The sequence below is a fragment of the Flavobacterium sp. GNP010 genome (assembly GCF_056428945.1).
On the sequence record NZ_JBWJVK010000007.1, the window covers coordinates 16638 to 36804 of the forward strand.

At 33.8% G+C, this 20167-nt stretch carries 16 protein-coding genes; 11 read left to right on the forward strand and 5 right to left on the reverse strand.

Annotation, left to right across the window (positions count from 1 at the left end; all coding sequences use genetic code 11):
* Positions 1–9 precede the first annotated feature (9 nt).
* The 5 genes from AC061C_RS04010 (at position 10) to AC061C_RS04030 (ending at position 7474) form a co-directional block, all read left to right on the forward strand.
* Positions 10–519 (forward strand): GNAT family N-acetyltransferase, encoded by a 510-nt coding sequence (locus AC061C_RS04010; RefSeq protein ID WP_478290134.1) that lies wholly within the window; start codon positions 10–12, stop codon positions 517–519.
* Positions 520–578: 59 nt separating this feature from the next.
* Entirely contained in the window at positions 579–1835 is a 1257-nt protein-coding gene (locus AC061C_RS04015) for an aspartate kinase (RefSeq protein ID WP_478290135.1), read from the forward strand.
* 182 nt (positions 1836–2017) lie between these two features.
* Complete coding sequence (locus AC061C_RS04020) at positions 2018–5461, forward strand: DUF8818 domain-containing protein (protein ID WP_478290136.1); 3444 nt, start codon at positions 2018–2020, stop codon at positions 5459–5461.
* 77 nt (positions 5462–5538) lie between these two features.
* Positions 5539–6195, forward strand: a complete 657-nt coding sequence (locus AC061C_RS04025; RefSeq protein WP_478290137.1) for a hypothetical protein — start codon at positions 5539–5541, stop codon at positions 6193–6195.
* Positions 6196–6406: 211 nt separating this feature from the next.
* The gene (locus AC061C_RS04030; RefSeq protein ID WP_478290138.1) at positions 6407–7474 is read left to right on the forward strand and encodes a glycosyltransferase; all 1068 of its coding nucleotides are present in this window, start codon (positions 6407–6409) and stop codon (positions 7472–7474) included.
* A 79-nt stretch (positions 7475–7553) separates the two neighbouring features.
* On the opposite strand, the gene AC061C_RS04035 is transcribed toward AC061C_RS04030, so the two are convergent.
* Entirely contained in the window at positions 7554–8609 is a 1056-nt protein-coding gene (locus AC061C_RS04035; protein ID WP_417945431.1) for a sensor histidine kinase, read from the reverse strand.
* The gene (locus AC061C_RS04040; RefSeq protein ID WP_309759283.1) at positions 8610–9293 is read right to left on the reverse strand and encodes a response regulator transcription factor; all 684 of its coding nucleotides are present in this window, start codon (positions 9291–9293) and stop codon (positions 8610–8612) included.
* Between the two features lie 175 nt (positions 9294–9468).
* Between AC061C_RS04040 and AC061C_RS04045 the strand changes: the two genes are divergently transcribed.
* From AC061C_RS04045 to AC061C_RS04065, 5 genes are all read left to right on the forward strand, one after another.
* Positions 9469–12249: a TonB-dependent receptor gene (locus tag AC061C_RS04045; RefSeq protein ID WP_478290139.1), complete on the forward strand. Its 2781-nt coding sequence runs from the start codon at positions 9469–9471 to the stop codon at positions 12247–12249.
* 187 nt (positions 12250–12436) lie between these two features.
* A complete protein-coding gene (locus AC061C_RS04050) occupies positions 12437–13606 on the forward strand; it encodes a beta-helix domain-containing protein (protein WP_478290140.1) in 1170 nt (389 codons plus the stop codon).
* Positions 13607–13712: 106 nt separating this feature from the next.
* On the forward strand, positions 13713–14051 hold the full coding sequence (locus tag AC061C_RS04055; RefSeq protein ID WP_478290141.1) for a T9SS type A sorting domain-containing protein: 339 nt from the start codon (positions 13713–13715) through the stop codon (positions 14049–14051).
* A gap of 149 nt (positions 14052–14200) precedes the next feature.
* The gene (locus AC061C_RS04060; protein ID WP_478290218.1) at positions 14201–15181 is read left to right on the forward strand and encodes a LuxE/PaaK family acyltransferase; all 981 of its coding nucleotides are present in this window, start codon (positions 14201–14203) and stop codon (positions 15179–15181) included.
* Between the two features lie 12 nt (positions 15182–15193).
* Complete coding sequence (locus AC061C_RS04065) at positions 15194–15877, forward strand: hypothetical protein (protein ID WP_478290142.1); 684 nt, start codon at positions 15194–15196, stop codon at positions 15875–15877.
* An 80-nt stretch (positions 15878–15957) separates the two neighbouring features.
* On the opposite strand, the gene tyrS is transcribed toward AC061C_RS04065, so the two are convergent.
* A complete protein-coding gene (gene tyrS / locus AC061C_RS04070; protein ID WP_478290143.1) occupies positions 15958–17256 on the reverse strand; it encodes a tyrosine--tRNA ligase in 1299 nt (432 codons plus the stop codon).
* Positions 17257–17371: 115 nt separating this feature from the next.
* Here tyrS and AC061C_RS04075 point away from each other — a divergent pair, with 115 nt between their 5' ends.
* Positions 17372–18385 (forward strand): NAD-dependent epimerase/dehydratase family protein, encoded by a 1014-nt coding sequence (locus AC061C_RS04075; protein ID WP_478290144.1) that lies wholly within the window; start codon positions 17372–17374, stop codon positions 18383–18385.
* 1 nt (position 18386) lies between these two features.
* Here AC061C_RS04075 and AC061C_RS04080 read toward each other — a convergent pair whose 3' ends face one another.
* Both AC061C_RS04080 and AC061C_RS04085 read right to left on the reverse strand, forming a co-directional pair.
* Complete coding sequence (locus tag AC061C_RS04080; RefSeq protein ID WP_478290145.1) at positions 18387–18806, reverse strand: DUF4296 domain-containing protein; 420 nt, start codon at positions 18804–18806, stop codon at positions 18387–18389.
* A gap of 10 nt (positions 18807–18816) precedes the next feature.
* The gene (locus AC061C_RS04085; protein WP_478290146.1) at positions 18817–20157 is read right to left on the reverse strand and encodes a dihydroorotase; all 1341 of its coding nucleotides are present in this window, start codon (positions 20155–20157) and stop codon (positions 18817–18819) included.
* Between the last annotated feature and the right edge of the window lie 10 nt (positions 20158–20167).

Sequence of the window (20167 nt, forward strand, 5' to 3'; positions counted from 1 at the left end):
TAAAATTTTATGAATATTAGAAAGGGCAAACCCGAGGATATGCACGCAGTTTTGGGACTTATTCAAGAATTAGCGGTATTTGAAAAGGAACCTGATGCTGTTCTAGTTACTGTTGATGATTTAATTCGCGATGGTTTTGGTCCTGTTCCTCTATTTCATGTTTTTGTTGCCGAAATTGAAAATGACCCTACTGATGCGGAACAAGGAATGCAAATTGTAGGTATCGCGCTTTACTATTATCGCTTTTCGACTTGGAAAGGAAAAACAATTCATCTAGAAGATTTAGTAGTAAAAGACAAAATGCGTGGTACTGGTTTGGGCTACGCGTTGTATTCTGAAATTATAAAACAAGGTAAAAAAGACCAAGTACGCCGTGTGGAATGGAATGTGCTAGACTGGAATACTCCCGCAATCGAATTTTATGAAAAGTCAGGAGCCAAAGTACTTCGTGATTGGTATGTAGTGCAAATGGATGAAATAGGAATCAACAATTTTACTGAAAATAAGTTAAAAAAATAAAATTACGGTTGCATTTAAAAGCTGGAAATTAGAATTATATAATTGGAATTTATAGTAGTATGAGAGTATTCAAATTTGGAGGAGCCTCTGTCAAGGATGCTGCAGGAATCAAGAACGTATATGACGTTTTACAAAAAGTAGGCTACGAAGATGTATTGTTGGTCGTTTCTGCAATGGGCAAAACGACGAATGCACTAGAGATTGTCATAAAAAACTATTTTGACAAATCAGCAGAGTTAAATTCGTCGGTTCAAGAAGTAAAAAAATACCACAATCAAATTTTGATGGATTTATTTGAAGATGACAAAAATGATGTTTTTGTCGCTGTCAATACCCAATTTGCTGATTTAGAATATTTTTTGGCACACAATAAATCGCCCAATTACAATTTCGTATACGACCAAATTGTAAGTTACGGTGAATTAATTTCGACAACCATTCTTAGTCATTTCATGAATTTCATGGGCATAAAAACACAATGGCTGGATGTTCGCAATTTCATAAAAACGGATGCCAATTATAGAGATGCGGAAGTCGATTGGGAATTGACACAAAAAAATATTTCTAAAACTGTAAAGCGTAAAATATTAAATATTACACAAGGTTTCTTAGGTTCTGATGAGAATAATTTCACCACTACTTTAGGACGTGAAGGCTCCGATTATACTGCCGCAATTTTTGCTTATTGCTTAAATGCGCAAAGTGTAACCATCTGGAAAGATGTTCCCGGTGTTATGAATGCCGATCCAAGATATTTTGAAAACGCGAGTTTATTGAATCAGATTTCTTATCGTGAAGCAATAGAACTGGCTTTTTATGGCGCAACGGTCATTCATCCAAAAACGCTGCAGCCGCTTCAAAAAAAGGAAATTCCTTTGTATGTAAAATCATTTATAAACCCTTTACTAACGGGAACTAGTGTTTCTAAAGGAGTCGACTTAGAACCATATTTACCCTGTTTTATTGTTAAAAGAAACCAACTTTTAATTTCACTTTCTTCTATCGATTTTTCCTTTATTATGGAAGAGAACATTAGCGAAATTTTTGCCTTGTTTCATCAATTTAAAATAAAAGTAAACTTAATCCAAAATTCAGCCATAAGTTTCTCTGTCTGTGTTGAAGATAAATTTGATAATTTTAAAGCTTTGAATGCCATTTTATCCAAAAAATTCAAAGTAGAATTTGACGAAAATGTAACCTTATATACCATTAGACACTTTAACGAAAATGCGGCACAAACTGTTGAAGAAAACAAAGTTGTTTTATTGAAACAAGTGAGTCGTGAAACCATGCAAGTGGTAACAAAAGAAGTTTAGCATATTATTTTCGACTTCTTAAAAATGGGAATCAAGTGCATTGATTCCCATTTTTTTTTATTTTTTTAGAGGTGAATCCAAACACTCCAAACGAGAATCCATACATTTCATTTTCTCATTGTAACATGCTCTAAATATCAAATTATAAATACTACTTTTGATACTTTCGAGTTATAGTATTTATGTTGAAAAAATTACTTTTTTGGATTGTAATCAGCTGTTTTTCTGGGCTCCATGCTCAGGAGATTAATTCGCTCTACAAAAACAAAAAAATTCTCCCTTCCCGCGACACTATTTTTATTGAAAAAGAAAGTATAAACTCCAGTTTTTTCAAGTTGCTTGACGCCAAAGGAAAACGCATTGACAGCACTTACTTTGTAGTAAATTTCAAGAAAGGAACATTGATTTTCAAAGAAAATTGGGTTGTAAATTCTGATTCGCTGACTATTCAATATTTAAAATTCCCCGAAATACTCACTAAAGAATACCGCATTTACGACCCGAGTAAAGTGGTAAGTAATGAAGCAGGCAAAGACAATTTATACACAATAGAGAATAAAAACCCCAAAAAAAATATTCCATTTGATGGATTGAATACTTCTGGAAGCATTACCCGTGGCATAACCATTGGGAACAATCAAAATGCGGTTTTAAATTCGAATTTAGATCTACAAATCACCGGTAAAATATCTGAGAAAGTAAGCTTAAGAGCTTCTATTCAAGACAGTAATATTCCGCTGCAAGATGGCGGATATTCCCAGAAATTAGATCAATTTGACAATGTATTCATGGAGCTATTTAGTGATCAATGGAACATTCGTGCGGGTGATATTTTTCTCGAAAATAAGAAAACGCAATTCTTAAATTTTAATAAAAAAGTACAGGGACTGGCCACAAATTTCAACTTTGGAACCGAAACTAACAAAACCAATGTATTTGCATCTGCAGCACTGGTTCGCGGCCAATATGCCAAAAGTAATTTTGTAGGACAAGAAGGCAACCAAGGCCCTTACAAATTAAAAGGCCAAAATGGAGAATTATATGTACTCGTTGTGTCTGGTTCTGAGCGTGTTTACGTCAACGGAACTTTATTAAAACGTGGCGAAAATAATGATTATACGATCGATTACAATGCAGGTGAAATTGTATTTACACCGCTTTTCACCATCACTTCTGAAATGCGAATTGCTATAGAATACCAATTTTCTGATCGCAATTACACCCGTTTTGTCACCTATGCAGGAGCAACGCACGACTCTAAGAAATGGAGTTTTGGAGGTTATTTGTATTCAGAAAATGATGTCAAAAACCAACCCTTGCAACAAAATTTATCACAGGAACAAGCACAAATATTAGTAAATGCAGGAGATAATCCTAGATTGATGACAGCACCTTCGGCGTACAGTGACACCTATTCAGAAAACAAAGTACTGTATCGGAAAACAGTGTTTAATGCCGTCGAAATTTTCGAATATTCGAATGATGCGCAACAAGAATTATTTAATGTACGATTTACATTAGTTGGCACCAATATTGGAAATTACATAATAACGAATTCTGCAACAATTTCTCGGGTTTATGAATACATCCCGCCCGTAAATGGTATTCCACAAGGAAATTATGAGCCCATAATTCAGCTTATTGCGCCAACAAAAGTTCAAGTCGCCACCTTTTTAGGAAAATACAAACCAACGGAAAAAACTGCTGTCGATTTTGAGTTTGGCATTAGCAATGCTGATCAAAATTTATTTTCTTCGATTGATGACGCCAATAATAAAGGTATAGCTGGAAAAATAAATACCAAGCAGCGACTTTATTCAAAGAAATGGCAAATCGATGCTTTTGCTAATTATCAGTTGATACAAAAAAACTTCAGATCAGTCGAACGGTTGTTCAACATCGAATTTGATCGAGACTGGAATATAGGAACTGCGGGTGTTGGCAATCAAAGTTTACTCATTTCCGGACTACAATTTGACTTAAAACCAAAACCCAAATCAATTACAGCAGGACTTTTACTGTATCAGTTTGAAAAACTTGATTTTTCTGAAAATTTTTCGGGTAATAGGCATCTATTAAGTGGGGTGTTTCGGGTAAAAGGTTGGTCTTTTCAAAACCAAGGTAGCTTTCTAAAAAGTGATGGCGCCATTTCATCATCGAAGTTTTTAAGAAACCAATCACAAATGCGTTTCCATTTCAAAAAAAACTGGATTGGCTCCAGCCTTCGATTAGAAGACAACCAAGAGAAAAGCAAAACAACCAACCAGTTTTCGGCTTTAAGCCAAAAATTTACCGAGTATGGCATTTTTTCAGGACGAGGCGATAGCACCAAGATTTTTGTTGAAATAGGATACTTGAGAAGAACCAATGACAGTTTGCACTCTCAAAGTGCTGGAAATAGGATTCAACGCGTGAACTCGTCGCAAGCCTTTCAACTGAAGTCAAAATTAATACAAACCAATAAAAACGATTTATCTGTTTATGCAAATTATAGAGTCCTAGATTTTGTAGACCCAACCCGAAAAAAAGAACCTACCTTAAATTCGAGAATAGTGTACACCGATCGTTTTTTCAATCAATTAATTCTAAGCACTTCGGTTTACGAAACGAACTCAGGAAGTATTCCACAACAAGAATTTACCTACCTTAAAGTTGCCGCAGGACAAGGCGTTTATACGTGGAATGATTATAACGGCAATGGTGCTCAAGAATTACAGGAGTTTGAAGTCGCACCATTTATAGATCAAGCAGCATTTATTCGGATCTTTTTACCCAATCGAATTTACATTAAAACACATCAAAATAAGTTTTCACAATCAGTGACAATAAACCCCAATCAATGGCAAAATGAAAAAGGATTAAAAAAACTACTTTCCTATTTTTATAATCAAACTGCGTTTATCATCGACCGAAAAACGAGAAGTAACGGCGCAAATTTCGAATTAAATCCGTTCAGCAACTCGAATGAAAATGTACTCGGATTGAATTCTAGTTTTAGAAATAGTTTGTTTTACAATCGAGGAAAGCAAAACCATTCAATGACCTATTCGTATTTACAAAATAAAACAAAAAACTTACTCTCAATAGGTTCTCAGGAAGCAACAAATAATTCCCATCAATTGCAATACAACCATTTGTATCAAAAAAGTTGGTTGTTTGGTCTTTTTGCCAAAACAATTCAGACTGCTATTCAATCTGAGAATTTTCCAGAAAAAAATTATGAAATAAACGGATTTCAATTGGCACCAAAAATCAGTTATTTATTCTCTAAAAATACCAGTTGGGATATTTTTTATGAATTACAAAGTAAAAAAAACCAAATTGGAGTCTTCGAAATATTATTGCAAAACCGTTTTGGAACCGCTTTTTCCTACGCTAGTACTAAAAAAATAACACTGAACGGTGAAGTTTCTTTTTACCAAAATAAATTTGAAGGAAATGAGTTTTCTGCAGTTGGGTTTCAAATGCTCGAGGGATTACAAACCGGACAAAACTTGACTTGGAGATTGCTTTTGCAAAAAAAAATTACACAATTCTTAGACATCAACTTGAATTACCAAGGGCGTAAAAGCGAAACGAGCCAGGCCATTCATACTGGAAATGTGCAACTGAGAGCTTATTTTTAAGAAGAATTGCAAGAATAATTTATTCAAATACCAATTTATTTCTTATTTTTATTAAACAACCTTAAAATGAAACGATTATGAAAAAATTATTTTTATTCTTCTTTGCGATTATTATATCGGCAAATATGAATGCGCAAGAAACTGCTGCTGAAAAAAAAGCTGCAAATGCTAGAACTGAAAAATTAGCAAATGCTAAAAAAGAAAGAGCCGCCGCAGCAAAAGAAAGAGCCACTGTAGCCAAAGAGAAAGCAGATGTGGCAAAAGAAAAAGCAAACAAAGCAAAAGAATCTATTACTGAAAGAACAACAAAAGCAAAAGCTACAGCTACCAAAAAAAAATCAGAAGCTTTGAAAGACAAAGCCTCTGTTGCTAAAGAAAAGGCGACAACTGCGAGAAAAGAGGCAGCAACTACAAGAAAAACAGCTACCAAAACGAGAGTTAAAAACACTACTGAAAAAGTAAACACCGCAAATGAAAAAGCTGAAAATGCAAATGAAAAAGCAACAGCTAATAAAGTAACAGCGAAAGAAAAAGCAGCGGCAGCAAGAACCAAAGTTGAATCAGCTAAAGTGAAAGTTGCAGCATCAAAAAAAATCAGAGAAACAACTGAAAAAGCACCTAAAGTAGCCGACAAAATTACCGGCGAATACAATGGCAAAAAAGTGTACACCGGTCCTAGAGGGGGGAAATATTATATTAATGCTAACGGAAATAAAACGTACATTCAGGAGTAATAATTTACAGACAAATGTTACAGAAAACTGTTCTAAATAGACTGCTACAAAATAGTGTTACACTTTTTTAGGGTAGTTTAAAAAGGGCAGTTTTTTTTATTAGACAACTAAAAAAAACATATTAATTTAATAGTTTAGTAATAGTTTACAAATATTATAACGCCTGAACAACTGTATCTTTCCCCAAAAGAAATATTAGATACCTTTACAAATGAATATAAAAACTGAGCCTAAAACTATTTTAATAGCACCTTTAAATTGGGGTTTAGGTCATGCAACTCGCTGCATCCCTATCATAAGAGCTTTGCTTAAGAACAACTATATTCCTATAATTGCATCAGATGGAATTGCACTTGCATTACTACGAAAAGAGTTTCCGGCAGTTCAAACACTCGAACTCCCATCCTACCATGTTGAATATGCTGAGAATGGGGCCAATTTTAAATGGAAACTAATACAAAATGGCCCAAAAATGATAAGAGCCATTCAGCAAGAAAAAAAAATAATTCAAGATTGGGTTGAGAAATATGCGATAGACGGTATCATTTCTGATAATAGATTGGGTGTTTTAAGCAAAAAAATCCCGTCTGTTTTTATCACGCATCAATTGAATGTGATAACCGGTAACACCACTTGGATCACCAGTAAAATACATCAAACTATCATAAAAAAATATTCGGAATGCTGGGTGCCCGATCTTGACGGAACTATAAATCTAACAGGTAAACTAGGTCATGTGAATCATCCCAATCTCAAAACAAAATACATTGGGCCTTTGAGCCGACTCCAAAAGAAATTAGTACCAAAAAAATACGATTTACTTGTAATTCTGTCAGGTCCGGAACCACAGCGTGGTATGTTAGAAAAGCACTTAAAAGCAGAAATAGTTAAATACAATGGCACTGTAATTTTCATTGAAGGAAATATCGAAAAAGAACAAAAAATAACAACGATTGGTACTGTTATCTATTACAACTTTATGAATTCAACTGAGTTAGAACAAGCTTTTAACGAAAGTGAAATGGTGCTTTGCCGTTCTGGTTATACGACCATTATGGATCTGGCTCAATTGAGAAAAAAAGCCTTCTTTATTCCCACACCCGGACAGTACGAGCAAGAATACTTAGCTGAAAAGTTCCAAACTGAAAGATTGGTGCCTTATGCCACACAAACTGATTTCAAAATGGAAGATCTTGCAAAAATAGAAGACTATAGAGGTTTGCCTCAAATGAATTCTAAAATAGATTGGGAGAATTTGTTCCAAGTTTTTGAAAAATAATCAAACTTTGATTCGCAGAAATAAAAAAAACCGATTCACAAGAATCGGTTTTTAAATTGTTATAATCTTTGATTTTATGCTATTTTTTTACTTGATTTGTTTTCTCAAGTGTGAATGAAAATTCAGAACCTACACCGTACGTACTGTCTACATAAATTTTCTCATCATGTGCTTCAATAATATGTTTCACGATAGACAATCCTAAACCTGAACCTCCTTCTGTTCTGGCTCCACTCTTATCCACTCTATAAAATCGCTCAAAAAGTCTAGGAATATTTTTCTTTTCTATTCCTTCACCATTATCTGTAATGCGTACAATAACTTTTTCATTGGTTAAATCCTCGATACTAACCTCGGTAGAACCTTTCTCTTTTCCATATTTAATAGAGTTTACAACGAGATTCATGACTACTTGTTGAATTTTTTCCTGATCTCCAACCACCATAACGGGTTTGTTGTATCGCATATCAAACATGAGCAGTATGTCTTTTTTTGAGGCTTTCATTTCTAGCAAATCAAAAACATTTTGTACGAGCTTTACGATATCAAATTCGGCTATTTCTAAATTCAGATCTCCTATTTCAAGTTTCGAAATCATGTCTAAATCCTGTACAATGTAAATCAATCTTTCGACTCCTTTTTCGGCGCGTTCCAAGTATTTTTTTCGAATGGTTTTATCGTTCATAGCACCATCCAGCAAAGTCGACAAATAACCCTGTACTGTAAATAAAGGAGTTTTCAGCTCATGGGAAACGTTGCCAAGAAATTCTCTTCGATATTCCTCACGGACTTTTAACGTTTCTATTTCTAGTTTTTTATCTGTTGCAAACTTTTTTACTTCTCGAGTAAGCGTTGCCATATCTGTGGTTATAGGCTGGTTTCTAAAAGTACTTGACTCGAGTAAAGAAACATCATCGTAAATTTTCTTTACTTTTTTATAAATAAAACGCTCTACTCGATATTGAATAACAAGAAAAGAAAATGTACCAATAGCGATAGCAAAAATCAAACTAAATTGATACGAAAATTTGAAAAACAAATAGGTCAAAAAGCTAACTAATCCAGTAGAAAAAAGGGTAATATAAAGCGCAGACTTTACAGCGAAGCGATATGTTTTTTTAAAATTTATTGTCATTTACACTTCAAACTTGTATCCTACTCCTTTTATGGTTTTAAACAATTCCTCTCCAATTTTTTCGCGCAGTTTACGAATATGCACATCAATAGTTCTGCCACCAACAACAACTTCGTTGCCCCAAACTTTGTCTAAAATTTCATCGCGTTTAAAAACTTTCCCTGGCTTTGAAGCCAATAAATAAAACAATTCAAACTCTTTTCTAGGTAAAGCAATTTCAATGTTGTCCTTTACAATTTTATACTCTTCGCGATTAATTTCGATACCACCTACATTAAGTGTTTCGCTATTAATCTCTTTGTCTTTTAAGCGTCGTAGTAGCGCTTTTACTTTGCTAACTAATAATTTAGGCTTAATTGGTTTTGTGATATAATCATCCGCACCGGCATCAAAACCAGCAACTTGAGAATAATCTTCACTTCTTGCTGTTAGGAACGTAATCAAAACATTACTCAGTTCAGGAATTTTTCGAATATTTTCGCAAGCTTCCATTCCATCCATTTCTGGCATCATAACATCCATAATAATAAGGTCTGGAAGTTCTTTTTTAGCTTTGACTATCGCGTCTTTACCATTTACCGCCGTAACAATTTGATACCCCTCCAGAGAAAGGTTGTATCCTACGATTTCTAGAATATCTGGCTCATCGTCAACTAATAGAATCTTGGTGTGTTTTTTCTTCATAAAGCGCCAAAAATTGTTTTTGATTGGTAAATGTAATCATAAATGAGGTATCGAAAAGCTGTTAACCGTAATTTAATATTGGATGGTTTTTAGGAACGAAAACACAACACAAGCATAACAAGTCAGTAACTCAAATTTTACATTTTGACCGTTACTTTGCAAAAAATTTAAACAAATGAAATTCAAGTTACTATTTTTCACGTTATTACTTACAGCTATTTCTTTTTCGCAAAGTAAAGGAACCATTACTGGAACGTTAACAGACAAAGAGGCTAACAATCAGTCATTACCTTTTGCAAACGTTCTTATTAAAGGAACAAGTATAGGAACAAACACTGACATTGATGGTAAATATACCCTAACTATACTTCCAGGATCATACACATTACAGTTAAGTTTTGTAGGGTATGAAACTATAGAAGTTCCTGTAACAGTAGTTGCTGATCAAACAGTAACGATAGATAAAGCATTGGGTTCAGGAAGCTATACATTGAAAGATGTAATTGTTAAAAATACGGCAAATAGAGAAAAGGAAACCGCAATCCTTTTAGATCAAAAAAAAGCTATCGTTTTTAAACAAAGTATTGGAGCTCAAGAAATGGCTCGTAAAGGCGTAAGTGATGTTGAGGAAGGTTTGACAAAAATTACCGGAATTACAAAAGTAGAATCTAGAGGTTTATTCGTAAGAGGTTTAGAAGACCGTTACAACAATTTATTGATTAACGAATTACAAGCTCCATCCAACAGTCCTTTCACTAAAATCATACCACTAGATTTATTCCCAACAGATATAGTAGGAGTTTTAAACGTATACAAAACATTTAATCCAAATATTTCTGGAGATTTTGCTGGGGCAACCGTAAATATTGAAACTGTCCAAGCTAAAAGTATAACTAAAATTTCTTTAGGTGCTGGTTTTACTACTGAAAACAACGGTTCTGACTTTTTGATTCATAGCGATGCAAACAATACCCAAGGTTTTTTTGGGTTAAACGGCAGCGATCGCCAACTAAGCCCCGCTTTTGGTAGCGTACCACAGGGTAAAAAACTTACTCCAGATGAATACAATGCCGCTTACAAAAAAAATACTTGGGACGTAGATCAAACTTCTAGTCCTTTGAATACCAGTTTTGGATTTATCCATTCTGAAAAATTTAATGTAGACAATGGGGACAAGATTAATTACACTTTCTCTATTAATGGAGATAATAAATATTTAATACGTAAAGGAGTTGATCGTACTTTTATTCTTGGTGCTGGTGATTATGATAACAATTTACAAAGAGAAAGTTATAGTTATCAAACTAATTCATCTGCTCTAGCAGCGATTAACTATAAATCAAAACGTTTTGACATAGGTTTAAATTCTTTCTACTTACGTTCAACTGATAGCAGAATAATTGATCAATTAGGTTATACTAACAATCAAGCTAGCAACCCAAATATTTTGATTCGCACAAACCAATTTGACCAATCTGATTACATCAATACTCAATTGTTAGGAAATGTAAAACTTACTTCTGACGAAAAACACACTTTAAAAGTAGGTGGGTCATTTGTAAGAACTGCTTATGAGCAACCTGATCGAAAATTTATCATTGGTGAGAAAGTATCCCCAACAGAAATCAATACTTCTTATGGTGGAAATCATTTAAATAGACAATACTTAGACATCAAAGGAAATTACTATTTCTCAGGTTTAGCAGAATACAATCTTAAATTTGATGAAAAAGAAAACGGAAAATCAAATCGTCTAACAATAGGTTATAATGTATTCGAAAATGATTTGAAATCAACATATCGTATCTTCTCAGGGTTACGTTCCGTAAATAAAAACTATACTACTCCTGTAAACACAATCAATTCTTTCATAGTTGATGATATTAATAACGGTATTATTTCAGTTCGCGAGGAATCAAATGCAGATTATAAAGTAAAATTAAACCAAATTGTAAACGCTGGATACGTTAATTACTTGTATAATTTTGGCGAAAAATTAGAGGTTAACGCAGGTGTTCGTATTGAAAATTCAGATAGAACGATCCAATTTAGATCTATAGGTCAAATTATTAATGGCCCTTACAAAAACATCATTGATAAAAAATTAGATTTCTTACCAGTTATTAATGCAAAATATGAACTAACTGAAAATAGTAATTTGCGTTTTAATGGTTCTAAAACCATCACTAGACCAGTTACAATGGAATTATTGCCTCTTCAATATATAAGTCCAGATGGAAAATCTCTTTTAGGTAATCCAAATTTAAAGAATAGCGACAATTACAATTTTGATACAAAATATGAATTGTTCCCAAAAAGCAATGAATTATTTGCTGTTGGTTTGTTTGCCAAACAAATTCAAAACCCTATTGAAAGAATATTCATTGCAGGAGCTGGAGGTAGTGGTCAATTAATGACTTACCAAAATTCTAAAGAAGCATTGTTATATGGAGCAGAAATTGAATTGTTATTGCAATTAGAGAGATTATCTCCAACACTAGCTGATTTTTCATTCGGATTGAATACTTCACTAATGAAGACCGATGTAAAAGTTAACTTTGGCAACACTTCATTAGAGAACAATCCAAGCCGAAAATTACAAGGAGCATCTGAGTGGATTATCAACTCGGATTTAAAGTACGATTTTGAATTCAATGAAATTATGAAAAACTCTATTTCATTAGTTTATGGCGTGTATGGTCCAAGAATTTTTGCAGTAGGTTCTGCTGGAATGGATAACATTTATGAAAGGCCGTTTCACAAGTTAGATTTTGTGTTGACAAGTAAAATAACCAAGAATATTGATGCTAAATTTGCAATAGACAATTTACTAAATCCATTGTATAAAATGGAATTAGGTAGTGAAAACCGATTTACTATAAACGAAAATTCATTGTTGCTAGAAAGCTTCAAAAGAGGTAGGGGAATTTCTCTTAATTTATCTTATACATTCTAATTCAAAAACTGCCTTTTAAGGCAGTTTTTTTTTGAATAAAAATTCTTAAAAACTAAAAAATGAGTTTACATAAAATTTACATAATGTTTAAATTTTAGCAATAGTATTATAATGTTACGTTAACTTTATTCTAAAATATCGTAGCTACATTTGTATCAAATAATCACAACAAACAAACAGTAAAAAAATGAAAAAATTAGTTTTAAGCTTATCAATCGTAGCTTTATCTTTAGGTAGTTGTTCATCTGATAATGAAGAAATCACTACACAACCAATACCTACGGGCACTATTACAGGGGATATTACTACTGCAAAAACATATCCACTAGGTAACTACACTATACAAGGAACTGTGAAAATTAAAAGTGGAGGTTCGTTAACTATCGAAGCAGGTTCAACAATTACTGCTACTATTTCTGACGGAACAGCTGATGCTCTTTTAGTAGAAAATGGTGGTAAATTGTTTTTAAACGGAACTTCTGCATTACCAGTTGTATTTACAGAAACTTCTAAAACTCCAGGATCTTGGGGAGGAATAATAATGTTCGGAGACGCTCCTATTGTTGGTGCAAATGGAGTGACAACTGCTACATCTGAAGACGGAAACAACCTAGCTTATGGAGGAACAAATGTTGCTCACAATGGTGGTTCTTTGAAATATGTAAGAGTAGAATATGCTGGAAAAAAATTAACTGACAATACTAGTGAAATGAATGGATTTTCATTCTATTCTGTAGGATCAGGAACAATATTAGAGAACTTAGTAGCTTACAAAGGAGCTGATGATGGTTTTGAATTTTACGGTGGAACTGTAAGCGCTAAAAACTTAATTTCATTTGGTAATTTCGATGATTCTTTTGACTGGCAAGATGGATGGAGAGGTGATGCTAACACTAACTGGTTGGCTTACCAAGTAGCCACAGGAAACTATGGTATGGAAATCGAAGCTAAGTCATTTAACAATGCTTTCGGACCAAAAGTAAGCAACATTACATTAACAAGAGCTCCAGGTACTGTAACCGAAGGAGGGTCGTCAGCCGCTGAATATGATGCTATACAATTTAAAAAGGAAGGAAATGGTGAATATTCAAATGTAGTTATATCAGGATATACAACTGCTAATTCTACTGCAGTGAGAATTCAAGATAAAGCAACATTTGACAACCAAGTAACTGGTGGCAAAATCAAATTATTAAATGTAAAAATCAATGATGGTACTTCTCAATTTGCTGGAGTAGGAACTACTTTTACGGTTGTTTTTCCTGCAGGAAACTACACAACAAGTACCACAGCTACTGGCGCTACCTTGACTCCAGGTGCATGGGCAATTGTTGATGGAGTAAGCTTGATAAAATAATTTAAAATTATTTCTAGTAAGTCTAAATGCCTTTCATAACGAAAGGCATTTTTTTTGGTATACTTTTTGAAATATTTTTTGTATATTTACTTTTCAAATAAATCTGATGGCAAAAAACTACTTTTATAGTATCATTTTATTGGTTTTTTTAATCACCTTAAGCGCAAGTGCTCAAGATAATAAGCAACAACCAAAAACGCAAGAAACCGCCGCAATCGAGGGTTTAAGCTTGTACCCAAACCCTGTGAGTAATGGTAAAGTATACATCACTACAAAAAACGACTTGGATAAAGAAATTATTATCTTTGATGTTTTAGGAAAAAAAGTGATGCAAACCATGCTCAACTCTAGAGAACTTAATGTTTCCAACTTAACATCTGGTGTTTACATCATTAAAATAAATGAAAAAGACGCTTCAGCTACTAGAAAACTAATTATCAGATAATACTTCCTCATTTAAATACTAAGCTCCAATTTCTATTGGGGCTTTTTTTACGCATAATTCTAATAGAATGAATTCCAAAAAAACACACTATTGCTGTTTTGCTAATGGGTTTCCATTCAAAAATTTGATTACTTTTGCAAAAAAAATTCTTGATTACATACTCTGATATATTTGCCATTTCCAGTCAAAAACAGTTTGAGAAAATCGCCTTGAAAGTGTTTCGTTTCCAATATGAAAACAACTTGGTCTATCAAGAATTTTGTAATTTTTTAAAAACAGATCCTCAAAAAGTAAAATCATTACAACAGATTCCGTTTTTTCCCATACAGTTTTTTAAAAGCCATAAAGTGGTTTCCACTAGCGATGCTATTCAAGAAACCTTTACCAGCAGCGGAACGACCGGAATGATAACCAGCAAACATCTAGTTACTGATGTTACGTTATATGAGGAAAGCTACCGCAAAGGATTTTCAGAATTTTATGGAAATATTGAAGATTACGTTGTTTTAGCTTTGCTTCCCTCCTATCTGGAACGGGAAGGCTCTTCGTTAATTTACATGGTGAAGGATTTGATTAAGCTTTCCAATCATTCCGAAAGTGGTTTTTACCTCAACAATCACGACGAATTAATTGAAACGTTACTTGCTTTAGACCAAGCGGGTCAAAACGTTATTCTGATTGGAGTTACTTTTGCTTTATTGGATTTGATAGAAAAACGCAGGTTTCAATTGCAACATACCATAATTATGGAAACCGGTGGTATGAAAGGTAGGCGCAAAGAAATGATTCGGGAGGAATTACATGAGCAACTTTGTGCAGGTTTTGGCGTTTCAGCCATCCATTCTGAATACGGCATGACAGAGTTGCTTTCGCAAGCCTATTCTTTAGGAAATGGCGTATTTGAGTGCCCTGCTTGGATGCAAATCCTGGTTCGCGATACCGAAGATGCTTTGACCTATATTCCAGAAGGAAAAACAGGCGGAATCAACGTAATAGATTTGGCTAATATTAATTCTTGTTCCTTTATTGCTACGCAAGATTTAGGCAAAAAAAATCCCAACAACTCTTTTGAGGTATTGGGACGTTTTGATAATTCGGATATTCGAGGTTGTAATTTGATGGTTCTTTAATCTTTAATTATTGTGAGCATACGTACTTTATTTTTTAAACTTTTTTTATTCATTAGTTTATGTAGCAATGCGCAAAACACCGATATAGAAGTTCAAATAGACTCTATAACGTACAAAGATCCATCTACTAGCGAACGAATATTTACGGTACATTACCACATCAAAAACAAAACAAAAAGTCTTATTTCATTAGTTTTAAATACTAATGAGTTACGATCTAACATGTACAACAGTTCGTCTTGGATTCCCTCCTACCGGCTGTTTCAAGAAAAAAACATGATAGAAACGAATTCTGTATTCGATTCTAAAAAAAGTGATGCTATTCTTAAAAAAATGATGCATGACCTAGAAAATAATCGTAAAGGTTTAGCTGATTATTTACTGAAGAAGCAAAAAGAATTAGAAATTAAAACCAGTAAAAAAATCATAGAAAGTACTGTTAAGTTTCAAGCCAATGAAACCAAAACCTTTTCTGCAACATTGTCTTGGGATAAAAACAGGTATCAAAAATTTGAAGACAATGAATATTTTTTAGATCACAACACAAAACATTATCTTGACTTGTTTTTATATTTCAACAAAGAAGAATTAACCTCTTCTCTGCTCCCCGAAGATTTAAAAATCATACTGGATGACCCCACAATCGCTAGAGGATGGATATACACTAATAAAGTAGAAATCAATTTTAAAGATTAAACCGCATAAAAAATCCCAACAACTAATTGAGTTATTGGGAAGTTTTTATAATTAGAATAGAGAATAATTCGTTTGTCTCCTTAAACCACTCTCACCACAAAATAATTTTTCTTACCACTTTGCAACAACACAAATTGATGGTTGATTAAATCTTTGGTCGAAAGCAAAAAATCCTCAGTAACTTTTTCTTTGTTTACTGAAATAGAATTAGCTGTCAATGCACGTCTTGCTTCGCCATTAGACTTAAAAAATCCTGTTTTCTCGTTTAAAATATCTACAATATTAATCCCAATTTCGATTTCATTTCTGCTGATTTCAGCTTGGGGAACACCATCAAAAACCTCTAAGAAAGTGGCTTCGTCTAATTCCTTTAAATCAGCTGCAGTTGCATTTCCAAAAAGAATTGCTGATGCTTTTATAGCTTTTTCAAGTGCTGCAGCAGAATGAACAAAAGTGGTTAATTCTTCTGCCAATTTCTTTTGCAAAACTCTTAAATGTGGTGCCACTTTATGCTCTTCAATTAAAGCCTCGATAGTTTCTTTATCTAAGAAAGTAAAGATTTTGATATATTTTTCGGCATCTACATCAGTCGTGTTCAACCAAAATTGGTAGAATTTATAAACCGAAGTTTTATCAGCTGTTAACCAAACATTGCCTCCTTCTGATTTTCCAAATTTAGAACCGTCCGCTTTTGTAATCAACGGGCACGTCATGGCATATGCTTTTGCCTCTTCACCTACGTTCATTCTTCGCACTAGTTCAGTTCCAGTGGTAATATTCCCCCATTGGTCTGAACCACCCATTTGCAACAAGCAATTGTATTCTTTGTGCAAATGATAAAAATCATATCCTTGAATTAATTGGTAGGTAAACTCTGTAAACGACATTCCTTCGCCTTCACCTGACAATCTTTTCTTTACAGAATCCTTTGCCATCATATAATTAACCGTGATACGTTTTCCTACATCACGAGCAAAATTGATGAATGACAAATCTTTCATCCAATCGTAATTGTTTACTAAAACGGCCGCATTAGCAGTTGTTGCATTAAAATCTAAAAAGCGCGACAAAACACTTTTTATTCCTTCTACATTATGATTTAAAGTAGCTTCGTCAAGCAAATTTCTTTCATCAGACTTACCAGATGGATCACCAATCATTCCTGTTGCACCACCTACTAAGGCAATGGGTTTATGTCCGAAATTTTTTAAGTGTACCAAAAGAATAATGGGCACTAAACTCCCAATATGTAAAGAATCAGATGTTGGATCAAACCCTATATAAGTAGCGGTCATCTCTTTTAAAAGTTGTTCTTCGGTCCCAGGCATGATGTCGTGAACCAATCCGCGCCACTGTAATTCGGAAATAATATTTTTCATTCTTGTAGATATAATTTTTAGACAAATATAAAACTTAATGTCGAATCGCTTATTTGTTTGACCGCTTAATCTGAAAAAAACACATTTCATAACTGATTATTCGTAAATTTACCAGATGATATTAGTAACAGGAGGAACCGGTTTAGTCGGCGCACATTTATTGCTTCATTTAATTGAATCCCAAAGTATGGGAAACAAAAAAGTGAGCGCTATTTATCGATCTAAAACTTCGCTAGAAAAAACCAAAGCTTTATTTACCTTGTATAAAAAGGAAGCTCTTTTGGAACAAATCGAATGGATTTGTGCAGATATTACAGATGTTCCCTCCTTAGAAATTGCTTTTCAAAATATTAATATGGTCTACCATTGCGCCGCTTTGATTTCTTTTGATCCAAAAGAAGAAGAACGTTTGCGAAAAACAAATATTGAAGGCACAGCGAATATTGTAAACTTTTGTCTCGCTTTTGGAATACAAAAATTATGTTTTGTCAGTTCTATTGCTACTTTGGGTGATTTACCGCCTCATGAAAAATTCATCACTGAGGAAACGGAATGGAATCCAGAACTTCCGCATAATGATTATGCTATTTCTAAATATGGTGCCGAAATGGAAGTGTGGCGCGGACAACAAGAAGGTTTAACCGTAATTATCATCAATCCCGGTGTTATTATTGGCCCTGTACTTGCGCATACGGATTGGGAAAAAGGAAGTGGCCAACTTTTGACAAAAGTTAAAAACGGCTTACAATTTTATACGATAGGCGCAACAGGATTTGTTGCTGTTATAGATGTAGTGCGTATTGCAGTTCAGTTAATGCAAAGCGAAATAAAAAATGAACGCTTCACTTTAATTTCAGAAAACAGTGTCTTTCGTGATATTCTGAATGCTATGGCTGATGGATTGGGGGTTAAAAAGCCTACAATTCATGCAAAGCCCTTTTTTATGGAAATCCTCTGGAGATTGGATTGGTTTGTTTCAAATGTGTTTCAACAGGAGAGAAAATTGACTCAAACTTTAGCCAAAGCTTCCTATACCAATACTTTGTATTCCAATCAAAAAATTAAAGAGGCATTAAATACCGATTTTATAAACATTCACAAGTACATCAAAGAAATAACCCGTTTATAACTTAATATACTTTTGGAGTATCACTGTCTATACTTGATTTTTGCCGCACCTTTTTAACCGATTTTTTCTTTTTTTGTTTTTTAATCAAGGAATCTACACTTTGAGTCTTGACTTCTAATCGCTTACTAATTTGCTCAAACATGCTCTTATACTCGTTGTAATCAGAAGCGTAATAAATATTGCTTTTGGCATATTGAATACTGTCAATTTTATATTTCTTAAAGATATACGCTCTAGAATTTATTTTAAAAGTATCCAAGGAAGCTGGATTTTGATTTTTTATAGCTTCTAAAATAGTCAAATCATACATAATATCGATCATAACATCTTGTGCAATCAATCGATCTGGCTTAGGTATAACCTCCTCTTTACAGCTCACAAATGTTATGGCAATCGCTAAAAATAATATGATTTTTCTCATTTATGAAATTTTATCTTTCAAATAGCAAACGTTTTCCTGCACGAATATCTTTTACTTTAAAAGCAGTATAAACCAACTGTCCGTTTACAAAGGTATGGGTAATTCTAGATTTAAAAGTATATCCTTCAAATGGAGACCAACCACATTTGGCAATAATATTTTCTTTTTTTACGCTCCAAGGCAAACCTGCATTTACAATAACTAAATCTGCGTAATAGCCTTCTCTAATAAAGCCTCGCTTTTCTATTTTGAAAATTTTAGCCGGATTATGGCACATTTTTTCCACTATTTTCTCTACGCTAATTTTTCCTTCATAATGTGCTTCAAACATAGCCACAACCGCGTGCTGCACTAATGGACCTCCAGAGGGCGCTTTTAAGTAAGACTGATTTTTTTCTTCTAAAGTGTGTGGCGCATGATCTGTAGCAATAACATCAATTCGATCGTCTAACAAAGCTTCCCACAAAACTTTTCTATCATGGGCTGTTTTTACAGCTGGATTCCATTTAATCAAATTGCCTTTAGTAGCATAATCATCATTGGTAAACCAAAGATGGTGAATACAAACTTCGGCAGTAATTTTTTTATCTTCTAATGGAATTTTGTTAGTAAACAAATCCATTTCTTTGGCAGTCGAAAGATGAAAAACATGCAAACGTGCTCCTGTTTTCTTAGCCAGCGCTATCGCTTTTGAAGAGGAAATATAACAGGCCTCTTCACTTCGGATAAGATGGTGCGCTGTAACGGGAATGTCTTCTCCAAACTCTGCTTTGTATTTTTCTAAATTTTTTTGGATGGTCGTTTCGTCCTCACAATGCACCGCAATTAATAATGGTGTACTGGAGAATATTTTCTCTAAAGTGACTTCATTATCCACCAACATATTTCCTGTTGAGGAACCTAAAAATATTTTTATTCCGGCAACATTCTTTGGATTTGTTTTTAAAACTTCCTCTAAATTGTCATTAGTCGCCCCCATCATAAAGGAATAATTCGCGTATGATTTTTGGGCAGCCAACTCGTATTTTTGTTCTAATATTTCTTGGGTAACCGCATTTGGGATTGTGTTGGGTTGTTCAATAAAAGAAGTAATTCCTCCAGCAATTGCTGCTTTCGATTCTGATTCTATATCGCCTTTGTGCGTAAGTCCAGGTTCTCTAAAATGCACTTGATCATCAATAGCTCCAGGAATCAAATAATTTCCTTCGGCATCAATAATTATGCATTGAGAGGATTTTGCACTAATACTGTCTGCAATCTCAACAATTAAGTCATTTTCAATTAATACATCGCCTTCAAAAATGACTCCTTCATTTACAATTTTGGCATTCTTAATTAAAATCCTGTTCATCTTATCTTTT